The 16,880-nt window shown below is 64.0% G+C and carries 16 protein-coding genes; 7 read left to right on the forward strand and 9 right to left on the reverse strand.

Features of this window, described 5'->3' with window-relative positions:
* Positions 1-4: 4 nt before the first annotated feature.
* The gene (locus RRX38_RS19185; protein ID WP_315960286.1) at positions 5-304 is read right to left on the reverse strand and encodes a cupin domain-containing protein; all 300 of its coding nucleotides are present in this window, start codon (positions 302-304) and stop codon (positions 5-7) included.
* The gene (locus RRX38_RS19190) at positions 304-1,650 is read right to left on the reverse strand and encodes an aspartate aminotransferase family protein (protein WP_315960287.1); all 1,347 of its coding nucleotides are present in this window, start codon (positions 1,648-1,650) and stop codon (positions 304-306) included. The genes RRX38_RS19185 and RRX38_RS19190 overlap by 1 nt, the downstream gene beginning before the upstream one ends.
* 102 nt (positions 1,651-1,752) lie before the next feature.
* On the opposite strand from RRX38_RS19190, the gene RRX38_RS19195 reads away from it, so the two are divergent.
* The 5 genes from RRX38_RS19195 (at position 1,753) to speA (ending at position 7,040) form a co-directional block, all read left to right on the forward strand.
* A complete protein-coding gene (locus tag RRX38_RS19195) occupies positions 1,753-2,664 on the forward strand; it encodes a LysR family transcriptional regulator (protein WP_295476589.1) in 912 nt (303 codons plus the stop codon).
* Between the two features lie 168 nt (positions 2,665-2,832).
* Positions 2,833-3,909, forward strand: coding sequence for a DUF2333 family protein (locus tag RRX38_RS19200; RefSeq protein ID WP_295476588.1), 1,077 nt, complete (start codon positions 2,833-2,835; stop codon positions 3,907-3,909).
* 3 nt (positions 3,910-3,912) lie between these two features.
* Positions 3,913-4,470 carry an NUDIX hydrolase gene (locus RRX38_RS19205; RefSeq protein ID WP_315960288.1) on the forward strand — a complete coding sequence of 186 codons (558 nt, stop codon included), beginning with the start codon at positions 3,913-3,915 and terminating at the stop codon, positions 4,468-4,470.
* 163 nt (positions 4,471-4,633) lie between these two features.
* Positions 4,634-5,005, forward strand: coding sequence for a translation initiation factor Sui1 (locus RRX38_RS19210; RefSeq protein ID WP_315960289.1), 372 nt, complete (start codon positions 4,634-4,636; stop codon positions 5,003-5,005).
* A gap of 121 nt (positions 5,006-5,126) precedes the next feature.
* Positions 5,127-7,040 (forward strand): arginine decarboxylase, encoded by a 1,914-nt coding sequence (gene speA, locus RRX38_RS19215; RefSeq protein WP_295476585.1) that lies wholly within the window; start codon positions 5,127-5,129, stop codon positions 7,038-7,040.
* 174 nt (positions 7,041-7,214) lie between these two features.
* Here speA and RRX38_RS19220 read toward each other — a convergent pair whose 3' ends face one another.
* From RRX38_RS19220 to RRX38_RS19230, 3 genes are all read right to left on the reverse strand, one after another.
* A complete protein-coding gene (locus tag RRX38_RS19220; protein WP_315960290.1) occupies positions 7,215-8,780 on the reverse strand; it encodes a hypothetical protein in 1,566 nt (521 codons plus the stop codon).
* Positions 8,781-8,857: 77 nt separating this feature from the next.
* Positions 8,858-10,588: a hypothetical protein gene (locus tag RRX38_RS19225; RefSeq protein ID WP_315960291.1), complete on the reverse strand. Its 1,731-nt coding sequence runs from the start codon at positions 10,586-10,588 to the stop codon at positions 8,858-8,860.
* A 129-nt stretch (positions 10,589-10,717) separates the two neighbouring features.
* Positions 10,718-11,203, reverse strand: a complete 486-nt coding sequence (locus tag RRX38_RS19230; RefSeq protein WP_315960293.1) for a hypothetical protein — start codon at positions 11,201-11,203, stop codon at positions 10,718-10,720.
* A 144-nt stretch (positions 11,204-11,347) separates the two neighbouring features.
* On the opposite strand from RRX38_RS19230, the gene RRX38_RS19235 reads away from it, so the two are divergent.
* Positions 11,348-11,830, forward strand: a complete 483-nt coding sequence (locus RRX38_RS19235) for an Lrp/AsnC family transcriptional regulator (RefSeq protein WP_295476581.1) — start codon at positions 11,348-11,350, stop codon at positions 11,828-11,830.
* A 57-nt stretch (positions 11,831-11,887) separates the two neighbouring features.
* On the opposite strand, the gene tatC is transcribed toward RRX38_RS19235, so the two are convergent.
* From tatC to tatA, 3 genes are read right to left on the reverse strand one after another with little or no spacing between them, the layout of a single operon-like run.
* Entirely contained in the window at positions 11,888-12,622 is a 735-nt protein-coding gene (gene tatC, locus RRX38_RS19240) for a twin-arginine translocase subunit TatC (protein WP_315960294.1), read from the reverse strand.
* Complete coding sequence (tatB, locus tag RRX38_RS19245) at positions 12,619-12,903, reverse strand: Sec-independent protein translocase protein TatB (RefSeq protein ID WP_315960295.1); 285 nt, start codon at positions 12,901-12,903, stop codon at positions 12,619-12,621. The genes tatC and tatB overlap by 4 nt, the downstream gene beginning before the upstream one ends.
* A complete protein-coding gene (gene tatA / locus RRX38_RS19250; protein ID WP_315960296.1) occupies positions 12,903-13,130 on the reverse strand; it encodes a twin-arginine translocase TatA/TatE family subunit in 228 nt (75 codons plus the stop codon). Before tatA ends, tatB begins: the two co-directional genes overlap by 1 nt.
* Before the next feature lie 146 nt (positions 13,131-13,276).
* Here tatA and gspK point away from each other — a divergent pair, with 146 nt between their 5' ends.
* A complete protein-coding gene (gene gspK / locus RRX38_RS19255) occupies positions 13,277-14,233 on the forward strand; it encodes a type II secretion system minor pseudopilin GspK (RefSeq protein ID WP_315960297.1) in 957 nt (318 codons plus the stop codon).
* Positions 14,234-14,504: 271 nt separating this feature from the next.
* Here gspK and RRX38_RS19260 read toward each other — a convergent pair whose 3' ends face one another.
* Positions 14,505-16,556 (reverse strand): PhoX family protein, encoded by a 2,052-nt coding sequence (locus RRX38_RS19260; protein ID WP_295476576.1) that lies wholly within the window; start codon positions 16,554-16,556, stop codon positions 14,505-14,507.
* Between the last annotated feature and the right edge of the window lie 324 nt (positions 16,557-16,880).

Genomic DNA, 16,880 nt, shown 5'->3' on the forward strand with positions numbered 1-16,880 from the left:
GCCTTCAGGGCTGCGGCCGTTTGAGTTCGGTTTCGACAAAGATCACCGGGTGATCACTGGCATTGACCACGTTGTGATCGACGCCGGCCTTGCGAAAGTAGGACTGCCCGGCGACCAGCGGGGCGAAGCGGTCGCCCTGCGGGGTTTCCAGCAGCAGCGTGCCGTCGGTCATCGGCACCACCACGTAGTCATGGTCGTGGCAGTGCCGGCCGGTTTCCGCGCCGGGCGCGAAGCGCCACTCGGTGACCACCACCTCGTCGGTGTCGACCTGGACCGTGGCGATCGCCTTGGGGCGCAGGCTCATCAGCTGACGCCTTGCAGGGCCTGGCCGACGGCGTCGAAGACGCGGTCGAGGTCTTGCGGCCTGGCGTTGAAGGTCGGGCCAAACTGCAGAGTGTCGCCGCCGAAGCGCACATAGAAGCCGGCTTTCCACAAGGCCATGCCGGCCTCGAACGGCCGCACCACCGGGTCGCCGTCACGCGGTGCCAGCTGCAGGGCGCCGGCCAGCCCGCAATTGCGGATGTCGACCACGTGTTGCGCGCCTCTCAGGCCATGGATGGCCTTCTCGAAGTAGGGCGCCAGCTCGGCGGCCTGCTGAATGAGGTTTTCCTTTTCCAGCAGTTCCAGCGAAGCGAGACCGGCTGCGCAGGCCACCGGGTGGGCCGAGTAGGTGTAGCCGTGGGCGAACTCGACCGCGTGCTCGGGCAGCGACTGGCTCATGAAGGTGTCGTAGATCTCGCGGCTGGCGATCACCGCGCCCATAGGGATGGCGCCATTGGTGATCTGCTTGGCGACGTTCATGATGTCCGGGGTCACGCCGAAGTACTCGGCACCAGTCCACTTGCCCATGCGGCCGAACGCGGTGATGACCTCGTCGAAGATCAGCAGGATGTTGTGCTGGTCGCAGATTTCCCGCAGGCGCTTGAGGTAGCCCACAGGCGGCACGATGACACCCGCCGAACCGGACATCGGCTCGACGATCACCGCAGCGATGTTCGAGGCGTCGTGCAGTTCGATCAGCTTGAGCAGCTCATTGGCCAGGGGCACGCCGCCAGTGGCGGCCGCGCCTGGAGTGAACGCCAGGTCCGGTTGCAGGGTGTGCGGCAGGTGGTCGACGTCCATCAGTTGGCCGAACATCTTGCGGTTGCCGCCGATGCCGCCCAGCGAAGTGCCGGCGACGTTGACGCCGTGATAGCCACGGGCGCGGCCGATCAGCTTGGTCTTTTGCGGCTGGCCTTTCAGGCGCCAGTAGGCGCGGGCCATTTTCACCGAGGTGTCGGCGCTTTCCGAGCCGGAGCCGGTGAAAAACACATGGTCCAGGCCAGCTGGGGTGTGCTCGATCATTTTCTCGGCCAGGCGGAACGACAGCGGATGGCCGTACTGAAAGCCCGGCGAATAGTCCAGGGTGCCCAGCTGTTTGGCTACCGCCTCCTGGATTTCCTTGCGCGAGTGCCCGGCACCACAGGTCCACAGGCCCGACAGGCTGTCATAGATCCTGCGCCCCTGGTCGTCGGTCAGCCAACTGCCTTCAGCGCTGACAATCAGTCGCGGGTCGCGCTTGAAGTTGCGGTTGGCGGAGAACGGCATCCAGTGCGAGTCCAGCTTGAGCGGGCTGGCCAACGGCGGGGTTTGCTGCAGGATCTGGTTCATGGCGGGGCGAATCCTGTTGTTGGGGATGGGCAGAGCTTGTGCTTGGGCGATGGGTGGGTTAAATCCATTTTTTCTCACGTTCAGTTATTGGAAAACTCACCCATGTCGCGCCAGCCTCCTTTCAGCCAGGTCAGTGATTTCGACCTGCGTTTGCTACGGCTCTTCAAAACGGTAGTCGAATGCGGCAGTTTTTCCGCTGCCGAGGGCGCACTGGGCATCAGTCGCTCGGCCATCAGCCTGCACATGAGCGACCTGGAGAAACGTCTGGGTATGCGCCTTTGCCAGCGCGGGCGCGCCGGCTTCGCCTTGACCGACGAAGGCAGCGAGGTGCTGCGTGCCAGTGAAACGCTGCTGGCGGCCATCGAAGGGTTTCGCAGCGAGGTCAACCTGCTGCACCGGCAACTGCGTGGTGACCTGAACATTGGCATCGTCAACAACCTGGTGACGCAACCGAAGATGCGCATCACCCGCGCGCTGAAGGCCGTACGCGGAGCCGGTGCCGGAGTGCGTATCAACCTGAGCATGAGCACCCCTGGGGAGATCGAGCGTGGCCTGCTCGACGGGCGTCTGCATGTCGGTGCCATTCCGCTGATCTCGCCGCTGTCGGGCCTGGACTACACCCAGTTGTACGAGGAGCGCTCCAACCTTTACTGCAGCCATGAACACCCGTTGTTCGCACGGGCGGCTCAGGTGACCGACGAAGAGCTGCTCAGCGCCGACGCCGTGGTGCCCAGCTACCGCATGCCGGTGGAAGCCATCGGCCTCTACCAGTTGCTCAACTGCGTAGCTTCGGCCAGCGACCGTGAAGGCATCGCGTTCCTGATCCTGACCGGTAGCTACATCGGCTTTCTGCCCGACCACTACGCCGCCGCCTGGGTGGAAAAGGGCCTGATGGCACCCATGAGCCCGCACCGCCTGTCGTTCGACACGCGCCTGGCCGTCGCCACCCGCAAGGGGCGTCGGCAGAACCTGGTGCTGGACCGCTTTCTCGAAGCGCTGCAGCACACGCAATGATTACGCTGCAACGCAGGCAGCCCCGTTCGCCGATAGCGACGCCCAGTCGCCGGTCAGCGACAGACACACAGAAAAAGCCGTCAACCGGTGATCGTGGGATGCACCTTGGGGTAAGGTTGCGGTCACACTCCCTGAGCACTGTTTATCAAGACCGAAAGGACACCTGACATGCTGGATTGGAAGAACCGGGCAGGCAGCGCACAAGAACGGCCCGCCGACACTGCAACGGTCAAGCGCCGCGGCTACCTGGGCAGCATTTTCTTCAGCCGTGCGCTGGGCCTGCTGGTACTGGTCTACCTGCTGATCACCCTGCTGATCGGCTGGTACTGGAGCAAGGAGCCAGCCCTGTTCCCGGTGCAGCAGAATGCCCAGGCGGCCGCCGAGCGCGAAGGCAAGCAGATGGTGATCGGCTACACCACCGTGGAAACCCTCAAGTCGGTGACCGCCACGCTGCTCGACAAGCCGGGCGGCTACCTGTCCAACGACCGCATGCCACCCGGCGTGTGGCTGGACAACATGCCCAGCTGGGAATACGGCGTGCTGGTCCAGGTGCGTGACCTGAGCCGTGCGCTGCGCAAGGACTTCGCCCGCTCGCAGTCGCAATCGGCCGAAGATGGCGACCTGGCGCGCGCCGAGCCGCTGTTCAACTTCGACAGCCGTAGCTGGCTGATGCCCTCCAGCGAGTCGCAGTACCGCGAAGGCATCAACGCCCTGAGCCGCTACCAGGCGCGCCTGAGCGATCCGAACCAGAAGACCGCGTATTTCTATGCCCGCGCCGACAACCTCAACAACTGGCTGGGTGACGTCGGCACCCGCCTGGGCTCGCTGTCCCAGCGTCTGTCGGCCAGCGTCGGGCGGGTCAAGCTCAACGCCAACCTGAAGACCGAGAGCCTGGCGCTCAAGCCCGGTGAGGTGCCGCAGGTCGACGAGGAAATCGTCGAGACCCCATGGATGCAGATCGACAACGTGTTCTACGAGGCCCGTGGCCAGGCGTGGGCGCTGTCGCACCTGCTGCGTGCCATCGAGGTGGACTTCGCCGACGTGCTGGCCAAGAAGAACGCCACGGTCAGCGTGCGGCAGATCATTCGCGAGCTGGAGGCTTCCCAGGAGGCGGTGTGGAGTCCGATGATCCTCAACGGCAGCGGCTTCGGCGTGCTGGCCAACCACTCGCTGGTCATGGCCAACTACATTTCCCGCGCCAACGCTGCCGTCATCGACCTGCGCCAGCTGCTGTCCCAGGGCTGAGTCGTGAGTTCTTCCCTCGGCATCTCTGCGCAAGAGGCCGCCCACCGGGCGGCTTCGGACGCCGAGCGGGTGGCCTGGGTCGATGAACAGGATCGCTTGCTTGGCGGTGTGCCGCGTGCCGAGCTGCGCGAGCGCGGGCTGATAGGTCGCGGTACGTTCATTCTGCTGTTCAACACCGCCGGCGAGCTGTGCGTGCACCGCCGTACCCTGAGCAAGGCCGTCTATCCCGGCTACTGGGACGTTGCCGCTGGCGGCATGGTCGGGCCGCAGGAGAGTTACGCCGAGTCCGCCGCCCGCGAGCTGGAAGAGGAGCTGGGTGTTGCCGGTGTATCCCTGCGCGAGCATGGCCGCTTTCTCTTCGATGAACGTGGCAACCGTCTGTGGTGCGCGGTGTTCTCGGCGGTTTCGGACAGCCCGCTGCGCTTGCAGCCCGAAGAGGTGCTGGAAGCGCGCTTCCTGGCTCTGGACGAGGTACAGCGCCTGGCCCGTGAACAGCCCTGCTGCCCGGACTCCCTGGTGGCCCTGGCCACCTATCTGCAACAAGTCGCAAAAGCTCAGTAAATTGGCGCATTCCCACCCTTAGCAAGCAGGTGGTTTGCCGTTACACTGCGCGGCCTCTGGGGCCGTAAGCGCCCTCTTTAGTGCTGCCCCTGCCCGAGTGGGGCTTCGCCGCCGATGCCCAGCGCATCGGCTCATCATCAGGTCCTCAAGCAGAGGATTTCCCATGGCCAAGAAAGCCACTTCCTTCGCAGCCCTTGGCGGCCTGGTGTATTCCACCGATGCCGGGCGCCATTGCCCTGATTGCAGCCAGCCCGTCGATGCCTGCACCTGCAAACAGACCGTCGTCCCCGCTGGCGATGGCATTGCGCGTGTGCGCCGTGAAACCAAGGGCCGTGGTGGCAAGACCGTGACCACCGTCAGCGGCGTGCCGCTGGCCGAAGACGCCCTCAAGGACCTGGCCAAGGCGCTCAAGCAGCGCTGCGGCACCGGCGGCTCGCTCAAGGACGGCGTGATCGAGATCCAGGGCGATCATGTCGAACTGCTGTTGGCCGAGCTGGTCAAGAAAGGTTTCAAGGCGAAGAAATCCGGCGGCTGAGCCGGATTCTCAAAGCGCCAGGGCCGCGGGCCTGGCGGCCGCCAAATCGTAATTTGCGCACCCTACACTGCGCCCAGTCGGCCCCGTGCCGATGTCACCGACTTATCTATAGGGGACTTCGATGTCCGTACGACGCACACGTAAAGACGATGGCAGCCAATGGACCGTTGCGGACAGCCGCAGCGTTTACGGAATCCGCCATTGGGGCGCCGGTTATTTCGCGATCAACGACGCAGGTCGCGTCGAGGTTCGTCCCAACGGTGAAGGCAGCACGCCCATCGACCTCTACGAGCAGGTCGACAACCTGCGCAAGAGCGGCCTGAGCCTGCCGCTGCTGGTGCGCTTCCCGGACATTCTGCAAGACCGCGTACGCCAGCTCACCGGCGCGTTCGACGCCAATATCGCGCGCCTGGAGTACCAGAGCCGCTACACCGCGCTGTACCCGATCAAGGTCAACCAGCAGGAAGCGGTGGTGGAGAACATCATCGCCACCCAGGACGTCTCCATCGGCCTGGAAGCCGGCTCCAAGCCGGAGCTGATGGCAGTACTGGCGCTGGCGCCGAAGGGCGGCACCATCGTCTGCAACGGCTACAAGGACCGCGAGTTCATCCGCCTGGCGCTGATGGGCCAGAAGCTCGGCCACAACGTGTTCATCGTCATCGAGAAGGAGTCCGAGGTCGAACTGGTCATCGAGGAAGCCGCCGACCTGAAGGTCGCGCCCCAGGTCGGCCTGCGCGTGCGCCTGTCGTCGCTGGCGTCGAGCAAATGGGCCGACACCGGCGGCGAGAAGTCCAAGTTCGGCCTTTCGGCGGCGCAGCTGTTGTCGGTGGTCGAGCGTTTCACCAAGGCCGGCCTGGACCAGGGCATCCGCCTGGTGCACTTCCACATGGGCTCGCAGATCGCCAACCTGGCGGACTACCAGCACGGCTTCAAGGAAGCCATCCGCTACTACGGCGAGCTGCGCAGCCTCGGCCTGCCGGTGGACCACATCGACGTCGGCGGCGGCCTGGGCGTGGACTACGACGGTACGCATTCGCGCAACGCCAGCTCGATCAACTACGACATCGACGACTACGCCGGTGTGGTGGTGGGCATGCTCAAGGAGTTCTGCGATGCCCAGGGCCTGCCGCACCCGCACATCTTCTCCGAGAGCGGCCGCTCGCTGACCGCCCACCACGCCATGCTGGTGGTGCAGGTCACTGACGTCGAACGGCACAACGACGACGTGCCGGAGATCGCCGACAAGGAAAGCCTGCCGGAAACCGTGCAGTGGCTGATCGATCTGATCGGCCATAACGACATCGAGATGGTCACCGAGACCTACTGGCGCGCCACCCACTACATGAGCGACATCGCCGCGCAGTACGCCGATGGCAAGATCACCCTGGCCCAGAAGGCCTTGGGCGAGCAGTGCTATTTCGCCCTGTGCCGCCGCCTGCACAACTCGCTGAAGGCGCGCCAGCGCTCGCACCGCCAGGTGCTCGACGAACTCAACGACAAGCTGGCCGACAAGTACATCTGCAACTTCTCGGTGTTCCAGAGCCTGCCCGACACCTGGGCCATCGGCCAGGTCCTGCCGATCATCCCGCTGCATCGCCTGGATGAAGAGCCGGTACGCCGCGCGGTGCTGCAGGACCTGACCTGCGACTCGGACGGCAAGATCAACCAGTACGTCGACGAACAGAGCATCGAGACCAGCATGCCCGTGCATGCCCTCAAGGACGGCGAAGACTACCTGCTGGGCATCTTCCTGGTCGGCGCCTACCAGGAAATCCTCGGCGACATGCACAACCTGTTCGGCGACACCGACTCGGTGAACATCTACCAGAACCAGGACGGCAGCGTGTACCACGCCGGTATCGAGACCCACGACACCATCGAAGACATGCTGCGCTACGTGCACCTGTCGCCTGAAGAGCTGATGACCCACTACCGCGACAAGGTCGCCAGCGCACGCATTACTCCGCGTGAACGCACTCAGTACCTGGACGCCCTGCGCCTGGGCCTGACCCGCTCCTCCTACCTGTCGTCCTGATCCACACCACAGAGCCGCCCCGACCGGGCCTGCATGGCCGGGTGGGGGCGGTTTGAGCGACGAGGGTGCGGCAGTATCTGCCTGGAACCCTGCTCGCCGGCAAACGCCTCACGACCTCTTCGATACCCGCGGCAGGCCCCTGCTGCGCCCCTACCGCTTGCTCATCTGTGCCGCTCAGGGCAACGCCTTGATCAAGGCCGGGTTCTTGGCCGAGGCGGCGTTCTCGAACAGGAACGAAAAATCCGAGGCCAGGCCGCTGGGACCGGCGATGGTTGCGCCCTTGTGGCAGGCATCACACGATTTGTTCTGGATATAGGTCTCCAGGGTCGTGTTGGCCACGGGCACGCTGGCATCGCTGTTGAAGGTGCCATACACCAGGGGAGGCTTGGCGTTGGCGCCAGGTTCATGGACGGGTGGGTTGGGCGAGCCGTCCCACAACACGTTGATCAGCTTGTAGTACTGAAACACCGACTGACCGCTGGTCTGCTGCGCGATGGCTTGCTGCACGGCGCTGTTGAGGGCGTTCATGTTGCTGCTCAGCGGGTACTCGCGGGTCACCTGTACCGGTTCGCTGCGGGGGTAGTTGTCCTTGCATTCCGAGGCATCGCAGGTAATGCGCTCCTGGTTTGGGGTGCAGTCATTGCCGGTGCAGTTGGGGTTGTTGAAGGTATAGCCGGCCGCCGGATTCGGACCACCGTCGGGAACGTTGTCCACGTGCTCGAACGTGGTCCAGACGAAATCCGGCAGGCTTTCGGTCTTGTGGATGATGTGCAGTCCGACCAGACCCACCACTTCCTGAGAACATTCGCCGGTATCGGGGCGCTGGAGCCAGGTCACGCTGGTGAGGTAGCGCGAGTACAGCTGTGGCTTGCCGGTGAGGATGCGCCAGGCAGCCTTGAGCTCGAAAGCGCCCAACTGCTCTTGCGCGACCGGGGTGGCCGGTGGGTTGCGAAAGTGAGCGCCGGCCGGCAGCGAAAGGCCTTGCGGGCTCTGGCCGTCCTGGTTGCTGGCCACGCGCAGTTGATCGGCCGCATCGTACAGCGAGTTAGCGACGATATAGTCGAACTCGGCCTTGCCGACCTTGCGCTCGAAGTAGATTAGGTTGCCGGCCTGGTCGGTCAGCCAGCCGCCGGTGGCCTCCAGGGTGGAGTCGGGGGTGGTCACCGGTGTGCTGGAGGAAACATGGAAGCGGTGCCGGGCGCTCACCGCGCTTTCCGAGGTAGCGGTGAGGAACTTGCGCGCGCCGCTGCGCAGGTTGCGCAGCGCACTCTTCGGCTGGCAGCCCACCGGTGCCGGCGCCTGTACACCCCAGCCGCTGGGCGTGGCCGCACCCGGTAGAAAGATGTCGTTGGCATCCTTGTAGCTGGCCCATAGCGGCGCGATGCTCATCGGCTGCCCCGCTGTGCCGGGCACGCCGAACCGAGCGGCCGGGCTGTGCCTATCAGGCTCACCGGCCAGCGACGGGTTGGCGGGCCAGCCCGGGTTCACCGGCCAGTTCATGGCGATGAACATCTGCCAGGCGTAGCAGTTGAGTGTGTTCTGCGACAACAGAAAGGGGTTGTCGCTGGTCAGGAAGCTGCCGCTAGTAGGGTCGAAGACCAATTGCTGGACGCACTGGGCGGGCGTCTGTGGATTGGCTGCGGCCTGGCTGTCCGGCATGGACAGCACGCCGGCCAGCGCCGTCAGGATGATGGCGCACAGGCTGCTGCGGCCCTGGGCAGACGAGGTGCTCGTAGACATGTCCTACTCCTTGGAAAAGCCGAGGCCTGCCCCGACGAAGCAGGGCAGGCCATCTGTCGACGCTCGAACGTCGTGGATCACACGCCCGGCACGACCGCGAGGGCGCTGGCCCAAGGGTGCTCGGCGGCGCTGGGGTTGGCGGACTCGTCAGGATTCAAGGCACGCAGTTGTACCAGGCCTGGCGCGGCATCCTTGGCCACACTGATGGTCAGTACATAGCCCTGGGTGCCGCTGTCGGTGGTCTTGCCCGGTACTGGCGTAGCGTTTTCCAGGAACTCGGTCACCTGCGCTGTCACCCCCGGGTTGGAGAACTGGATGCGCGCATTGGCGGCAGTGGTGTTGGCCGCAGCGCCCTGGACCACCAGCACGAAACTGTGGCTCGTACCCGGTGCCAGCCAGGCCGGGAGGTCACTGGGCGAGGCACCGTAGAAAAGCTCCAGTGGCACGAGTTGCACCGGATACGGCTGGATACCCGTGGTGCGGTCGGCTACACAGGGGGTGATCGCCGGGCTGAGGTTGCCCATCCCGGTGGCGGACAGGGCAACCTTCATCTGATTGGCTATCTGTCCAACGTATTCGATGGGCTGGCCATCGATGGTGATGTCGTTGATCGAGAAGCCGGCGCTGACCGGTACTTCGAGCACGGCGTGGAGAATCTGGTCCTTGCCGTTGGGGCCGGTGCCGGCGGTGCCGCGGGTGATTTTCCAGTACTGGCTGACGTCCTGGCCCTGCGGACCTTTCCAGTTGGCGAAGCTCAGCGGCTGCTGTAGATACAGGCCGACCGGGTTGGTCAGCGAGATGCGTGTGCTACCAGCCAGCTGGTTGGCGTTGAAGCCGATGGTCGGGTCCGAGTTACGGAAGTTCTGCCCGTATTGGGAGCAGCAGATCAGCGCCTGCGGGTTGGCGCTGCTGGCATCCGGACGCTGGATGGTCGCGGCTCCGGCGAGGTAGATTTCGGCGCTCAGCGTGTTGGGCGCGGATGTCAGGTGCAGGGCGCCGCCATACTGGCCGGGTACCCGGGCAGTGCCCGAGTTCCACTTGTTGGTCACGTCGTAGGCTGGCTGCCCGGTGGTGGGGTCCAGGACCGGCTCGCCTTTCTTGCCGGTGGGCTGGTCGTACTGGTAGCGCAGGTACAGGTCTTCGAGCTGCACAGCCGGATCGATGTATGTCTGATACAGACCCAGCACCGCCCGCGGATCGATACGCCACATGGTCAGGTAGTAGGCCGGGTTCTCACAGGTGAACATCACACTGCGCATCTTGCCGTCCGCGTCGCGGGTGATCGACCACTCGCAGTACTCGTCCAGCCAGCCGCGCGGGCCGTAGGGGCTGAAGAGTTTGTAAGGGCCGTTCCAGTCGATCTGCGGGCAGCGGATGGTCGGCAGATTGAGCAAGGTGCCGCTCGCTTGCGGATCGTAGAGGCTGAGGGTGGTGCCGTTGACCTCGATTTCGCCGTTGTCGGCCAGGGCCATGACCTGCTGCATGCTCAGAGGGCTGCCGCCGAGCTGCGGGTTGGCCGCTGAACCGGGCTGGGTGAGGTAGGCGATCAGTCGGTTGGGGAAGGGCGTCCACTCGATCGGTGCGACATCATCCCCGAACCCCTCCACGAGCGGGTTGTAGTAGCCCGAGCGAGGTGCATCGTTGAGACCGGTCCAGGGGTTGCCGATAATGGCCGACTCTGTCCAGCCGGCCAGGTTGTTGTTCCAGTCGGTCTCGAATTGCGGCAATTCCTGTTCCAGACCCAGTTGCTGGTAGTCCTTTGGGGCCTGCTCGGCGGGCGAGGTGAATTGCTTGAAGGGTGTGCTCATCAACTATCTCCAATGGCGAATGATACGTCTTGGGGGAGCAGCGACCGGCGTCGGAAACGAGCCGGCCAGGAACGGGAGCGCATCCTTTGCGCACCCGCAGAAAAACAACGGCCAGGTGGCGGGGGGTGTTCAGAGGTGCTCTGTCGCTCTGGGGGTTTCGAGGATCGGCACGTGACGCGCAGGCAGGGTGAGTTCCAGCGGTCTGATCGTGAATGCCTTGCGACCGTGGGACGCCAGGCGGGCATGGCCCTGCCAGGGATGTACGGGGGGCAGCGCCACGCCGTGGCCCCGGGCAATTCGCTCAGCCATCTTCACCGGGGCCTCTGGATCCAGGCGCCAGCCCTGATTGACCCAGCGGCGGAAGATTTCCAAGGCGTCTTCGAGACGAAACGAGGAGCATGTCGGTGCAGGACAGGGCGGCTGACTGGCCAGGTGCTGGTAGATCAGCAATGACCACTGCCTGATGGCTGTCGGGTTGTGGAGGTCGACGGCCTGTCGTTCCAGGCGTTCCTGCCAGCCAGACTCGCGAAGAGCCTGTTGCAGGGGCTGCAGCCAGCAAGGATTGCTGAACAGCCGGTGGATATCCGTCGTCCATGTCGGTCTTGTCGCGCTCATCGGTCCATCTCCGGGTCATGCCTCTTCAATAGGGCTGACGGTGGGTCGCGTGATGATGTTAATTTGATGTTGCGAAGGTTTTTTGCAAAGAGTTCCATTCGAATGCAGGATTCATTGCATTCTTTTCAGGGAGTGCGCAGCACCATGGCAGACGCGATTGACCTCAGGATTCTGGGCCGGCTGCAGAAGGATTGCACCCAGAGCCTTGAGCTGCTCAGTGACAACGTGGGGCTGTCGGCCACCAGTTGCTACCGGCGCATCAAGCGCTTGGAAGACAACGGCGTGATTCGCGCCCGAGTGGCGGTGTTGGACGAGAAGAAGCTGGGGCTGCAAGTGACCGCGATGTTCATGATCAAGCTGGACAAGGACACGCCCGACATCGACCGGCGCATGCAGCAGATCCTGGCCACCCGGCCCGAGGTGCAGGAGTGTTATCTGGTCACCGGGGAGTTCGATTTCGTCATGATGACCAAGTTGCGTGATGCCAATGAGTACACCGACTACATCTATCACTTTCTGGAGACCTATCGGGATATCCCGATCAGGAACTACTCCTCGACCCTGGTGATTCGCACCGTGAAGAAATCCTTCGAACTGCCGCTCGGCGGACTGGAGCAGGCACAGTAGGGGCGCCTGGCTGGTTGGCGGGCGGCTCTGAGCCGGGTCGCCAGATCCGTTCCGGTTTCAGCCTGCGCGGCTGGACACGCTTCGGCTGGCCAACAGGCCCACTTCGAAGAGCATCCACATCGGCACCGCCAGCAGGGTCTGCGAGAACACGTCGGGCGGGGTGAGGATCATGCCGACCACGAAGCAGCCGACGATTACGTAGGCGCGGCTGCGCGCCAGGGTCTGAACATCGATCATGCCGGCCCAGACCACCAGGAAAGTCGCCACGGGAATCTGGAACGCCAGGCCGAAGGCCAGGAACAGCGCCAGGATGAAGTCCAGATACAGGGCGATGTCGGTCATCATCGCCACGCCCTCCGGGGTCACGCTGGCGAAGAACCCGAACATCATCGGGAACACCAGAAAGAACGCGAAGGCCATGCCGCCATAGAACAGCGACACGCTGGCGATCATCAACAGCACCGCAATGCATCGCTCGCGGCGATACACCACCGGTGCCAGCAGGCCCCAGGCCTGATAGAGAATCACCGGCATGGCGATGAACAGCGCCAGCATCATGCTCAGCTTGAATGGCGCCATCAGCGGCGAGGTGACGCTGGTAGCGATCATGCTCGCGCCCGCTGGCAGGTAGGCGCGCAACGGCGCGGAAATCGCCGTGTAGATCGTCTGTGCGAACGGAAACAGCGCGGCGAACACCACCAGAATCGCCAGCAGGCAGCGCAGCAGGCGCGTCCTGACCTGGCGCAGGTGGCCGACCACCGCCAAGGGCGTCTGGTATTCGATGGCCTTCATGGTGTGTGCTGTCCTTGGCTGGCCGGGGCTTGCGCATCCAGGCGAATGCCTTCGCGCAGTTCCTGTTCAAGCTTGAGCAGCGGCTGCTGGTCAAGCTCCTTGCGCAGCTGCTCGGCATCCAGTTCGCGTTCGACCTGAGCCTTGATGCCGCCGAGCATGCGCTTGCCCTGGCCGATCCAGCGTCCGGCAGTGGCAGCAGCCTTGGGTAGCCGTTCAGGGCCCAGTACCAGCAGGGCGACGGTGCCGACCAGCAGCAGTTCGCTGAAACCGATCTCGAACATCAGTGCTTGTTATCCACAGGCGACTGTGGCGCGCGATTGGCGTCGTTCAGGCTCGCGGTGCGGGCCATGTTGTCGTCGCCCTTGGGGTCATCGCTGCCCATGGAGTTACGAAAACCCTTGATGGTTTCGCCCAGGTCCGAGCCCAGGGTCTTCAGGCGTTTGGTGCCAAACAGCATGAACACCAGCAGAAAAACGATCAGCAGTTGCCAGATTCCGATACCACCCATGTGCAGCGCTCCAGGTCATTGATTTACAACGTGAGCAGGCATCTTGCCGGGGCTTTGTGACGCCTGCGTGACGTTTTTGCGTGCTTTACATGAGCCTGCAACATTTGCTGTGTTGACTGATGCCTCGCAGCACGGGAGCGGGCGGGATGAGCGACGGCAACACACAGAAAGGCGCGGCGCTGCTGATGGTGCTGGTCGCCCTGGCAATGCTGGCTGGCGGCTTGACCTGGCTGGCGCAGCAGGGGCGTGAGGAGGTGGAGGGCGTACGGCTGGTGCAACAGCGCATCCAGGCCCGCGCCATCGAAAAGGCCGCCCTGGCCTTCACCGAGCAGGCGCTCAAGGACCCTCTGTGGCGGGCCAGCCCGATGTTCTGGCAGGCGCTGCGTGGCCAGCCGCTGAGCTACGACTTCAAGGGCGGGCGTTCGAGCATCCGCATCATCGACCTGCACACCTGTTTCAACGTCAACAGCCTGATCGGCCCCGAGGCCGAGCGCGCCCGCGGGCAGCTGCTGCATCTGCTGGGTGGCGACATGGCCGCCCAGCGTTACGCCGACAGCCTCAGCGACTGGCTGGACAACGATCACCAGACGCGCCTGATGGGCGCCGAGAACCACGAATATGCTCGTGTGTCGCCGCCACGCCTGGCCGCCGATCAGCCGATGGCGGATATCAGCGAACTGGGCCTGCTGCCCTTGCCGTTGCCTGCGCTTGCTGCAGCAGTGTGTGCCCTGCCGGACGCCGAGGGTTGGCGCCTGAACGCCAACGCCCTGAGCCTGACGCACCTGCCATTGCTCGAGGCGCTGTACCAGGGCGAGGTGCCCCGCGCCCAGCTCACCCGCCTGATCACCGCACGCCCCGCCGGTGGCTACAAGGACGCCAGCGACCTGCGCCAGGCGTTCGGCACCGTCGACGACGCCACCTTCGCGCGCTTGAGCGAGGGGCTGCTGCTCAACGGCGACCATTTCCTGCTGCAGATCGAAACCCGCCTTGACGACCAGGTGTTCCGCAGCCAGTACCGTGTCCAGGCCCGCGGCGTGGTCAAATGGCACAGCCGCGTACCCGCGCAGCAGATGCGCGTGTGGGGGCGAGAGGTAGGGATGTAGCGAGCCTCGGTCGGGATACGAAGGCGCTACGGGAAGAACCGGCTTTAGTCGCAATACTGTTCGCTTAAGCGGCATGTGATCCGGTGGGAGCGGCTTTAGCCGCGAAAGCGCCAGGAAATTCACTGCATCTGGTGTGAACAGGCGGTCGCTTCGCGGCTGAAGCCGCTCCTACCCGGTCTAATCGAACAGTATTGCGGCTAAAACCGCAGGTATTCAGCGGCGCAAGCCGCGCCCACCGGGGTGGGGCGGTTTGCGCGAACGAGGCGGGGTATCAGACGCCCAGCTCACCACCGTCGGCGCGCTGGATCACCACGGTCGAGGAGCGCGGGCGCACCGTGCCGACGGTCACGTCGGTGGCCACCTGGGTGGACGGCCAGTTATCCGGGTGCTGGATATTGATGAACACGCTCTTGTTGTCCGGGGTGAAGGTCACGCCGGTCACTTCGCAGCCATTGGGGCCGACGAAGAAGCGGCGCAGGTCGGCCTGGTTACTGGCGTTGACCGGTACCTGCTTGCCGTTGGCATCGACCAGGTTGCTGGGAATTACCGCCAGCATCTGGTCGTTGGTGTAGCTGGTGATGGTCGACTCGCCATTGTCGGTCTGGATCCACAGGATGCCACGGCTATCGAAGGTCATGCCGTCGGGGCTGGCGAACTGGTTCAGTTCGGTCAGGCCGGAACGGTTGAGGTCGGCAGTGCCCGAGGCGTTGGCGCCGTAGACGAAGATGTCCCAGGTGAAGGACGTCTGGTTGTCGGCGTCATGCCAGCGGATCACGTGGCCGTGGCGGTTGGGCACGCGCGGGTTGGCCGGGTTGGCGGTGGTGCGGCTGGTGTTGTTGGTCAGGGTCAGGTACGCATCGCCGTTGAGCGGGTTTACGGCGGTCCACTCCGGGCGGTCCATCGGCGTGGCGCCCACGGCGTCGGCAGCGCCACGGGTATTGAGGATGATGCCCGGCAAGTCGGTGAACTTGGCGCCCAAGGTGCTGCCATCGGTGGTCGGCGAGGTCACGTCGAGCAGCAGCCAGGTGCCGGTGCCGTCGGCGTTGAACTTGGCCACATAGAGCTTGCCGCTGTCCATGTACTTGGCACCGGTGGCCAGGCGGTCGGTAGGGTTGGCGTCTGCCGCGCTCCACAAGGCGGTAGAGACGAACTTGTACAGGTACTCGTTCTGCGAGTCGTCACCCATGTAGAACACCACCGGCTTGCCTTCGGTCACCAGCCCTGGCCAGCAGCCTTCGTGACGGAAGCGGCCCAGGGCGGTGCGTTTGACCGGCGTGCTGGACGGGTTGTACGGATCGATCTCGACGATGTAGCCGTAGGTGCTGGCTTCGTTGCGGTAGTCGGCCGTGGCACTGGCACCGGTGGGGGTGATGTCGAAGCGGGCGAACTCGTCGTTGACCTCAGAGCTGTCACCGGCCGCGGTTTCCCAACGGTAGTTGGTCTGCGAGGTGGCGACGCCGATGCGGCGCTGGTCGGCTGGCAAGGTGCCCTTGTTGATGAAGATGCCTGGCCAGTTCTCTTCACAGGTCAGGTAGGTGCCCCATGGGGTGTAGCCGTTACCGCAGTTGTTGTTGGTGCCACGGGTACGGGTGCCGTCTGCCGAGAACTTGGTCTTCACGTGGTCGGTGCCACGCAGGGGGCCGGCAATGTTCATCACCGAAGCGGTTGTGAAGCGGCGGTTGAGCGGGTCGTTGTTGACGATCTGCCAGCGACCGTCGACCTTGCGCACGTGCATCACGCCGGCACCGTGGGCGTTGATTTCCTTGCGCACTTCTTCCACCGGGCGTTTGCCGCTGACCGTGGTGGCACCGTTGGGGTGCAGGGCGGCCTGGTCGATGTATTCGTAGTTGATGGCGATGATGCCGTCGGTGGAACTGCCATTGATCGGGAAGTAGCGGATGCCGTCATGGTGCATGCCCGCTGCGTTGGCCTGGTCGGTGGAAGTGTTGGTGCCGTCGCTCTTCCAGGGGTTGGCAGTGGCGTTGAACGGCGTGCCCCACGGCGCGAGGATGTGCGCGACGTAACCGGCGGCCACCACGCAGGCGTCGGTGCGCGAGCCGGGGATGGAGTTGAAGCCCAGCTTCAGCTTTGGCTGCTCGGGGGTTGGTGTGACCGGATCGGTCGGGGTCGCCGGCGCATCGTTGGAACTGCCGCCACCGCTGTCGAAGCAGCCGGTCAGGCCGGTGCCGGCGATCAGCGCGATGGCACCCGCCAGCCCACCACGAACCACGCTGCGGCGGCTGAGGTAGGTGTCGATCACCGACGCCATGGGTTCGTTGACGCTGGGGTTGCGGTTCAGGTTATCGCCGGTATCACGACTCATTCATCAGGTCCTTTTTTTGAAGTCAGGATTGGATAAGGAGACGCGGACTTTAGGTGGCGAGTGTGATGATTAGTTGGCAGTTTGGTTAAGTTATGCAACGGCTCGGCCTGTATATGTTTCAAGTTGTAACTGGTCTGACAAAAAGACGATCTTGCGAGTGGCCATATGCAAGCCACTGACCTGGATAGGGTTTTCCAGAGCGCCCGGCGCAGGGCGCTGTTATTCGTCATGGCTGATTTATTCAATGAAAGTTCCGTCTGATTATTTCCTACTTGCGCTCGTCATATGGCCGCCCGGTTGTAAAACTGCCATCAAACTGTCATT

Origin of the sequence: Pseudomonas sp. DTU_2021_1001937_2_SI_NGA_ILE_001, from assembly GCF_032463525.1 — a bacterium.
Classification (GTDB): domain Bacteria; phylum Pseudomonadota; class Gammaproteobacteria; order Pseudomonadales; family Pseudomonadaceae; genus Aquipseudomonas.

Coding starts and splice junctions, on each gene's coding strand:
- RRX38_RS19185 (WP_315960286.1), bottom strand. CDS start 304: ATGAGCCTGCGCCCCAAGGCGATCGCCACGGTCCAGGTCGACACCGAC.
- RRX38_RS19190 (WP_315960287.1), bottom strand. CDS start 1,650: ATGAACCAGATCCTGCAGCAAACCCCGCCGTTGGCCAGCCCGCTCAAG.
- RRX38_RS19195 (WP_295476589.1), top strand. CDS start 1,753: ATGTCGCGCCAGCCTCCTTTCAGCCAGGTCAGTGATTTCGACCTGCGT.
- RRX38_RS19200 (WP_295476588.1), top strand. CDS start 2,833: ATGCTGGATTGGAAGAACCGGGCAGGCAGCGCACAAGAACGGCCCGCC.
- RRX38_RS19210 (WP_315960289.1), top strand. CDS start 4,634: ATGGCCAAGAAAGCCACTTCCTTCGCAGCCCTTGGCGGCCTGGTGTAT.
- speA (WP_295476585.1), top strand. CDS start 5,127: ATGTCCGTACGACGCACACGTAAAGACGATGGCAGCCAATGGACCGTT.
- RRX38_RS19220 (WP_315960290.1), bottom strand. CDS start 8,780: ATGTCTACGAGCACCTCGTCTGCCCAGGGCCGCAGCAGCCTGTGCGCC.
- RRX38_RS19225 (WP_315960291.1), bottom strand. CDS start 10,588: ATGAGCACACCCTTCAAGCAATTCACCTCGCCCGCCGAGCAGGCCCCA.
- RRX38_RS19230 (WP_315960293.1), bottom strand. CDS start 11,203: ATGAGCGCGACAAGACCGACATGGACGACGGATATCCACCGGCTGTTC.
- RRX38_RS19235 (WP_295476581.1), top strand. CDS start 11,348: ATGGCAGACGCGATTGACCTCAGGATTCTGGGCCGGCTGCAGAAGGAT.
- tatC (WP_315960294.1), bottom strand. CDS start 12,622: ATGAAGGCCATCGAATACCAGACGCCCTTGGCGGTGGTCGGCCACCTG.
- tatB (WP_315960295.1), bottom strand. CDS start 12,903: ATGTTCGAGATCGGTTTCAGCGAACTGCTGCTGGTCGGCACCGTCGCC.
- tatA (WP_315960296.1), bottom strand. CDS start 13,130: ATGGGTGGTATCGGAATCTGGCAACTGCTGATCGTTTTTCTGCTGGTG.
- gspK (WP_315960297.1), top strand. CDS start 13,277: ATGAGCGACGGCAACACACAGAAAGGCGCGGCGCTGCTGATGGTGCTG.
- RRX38_RS19260 (WP_295476576.1), bottom strand. CDS start 16,556: ATGAGTCGTGATACCGGCGATAACCTGAACCGCAACCCCAGCGTCAAC.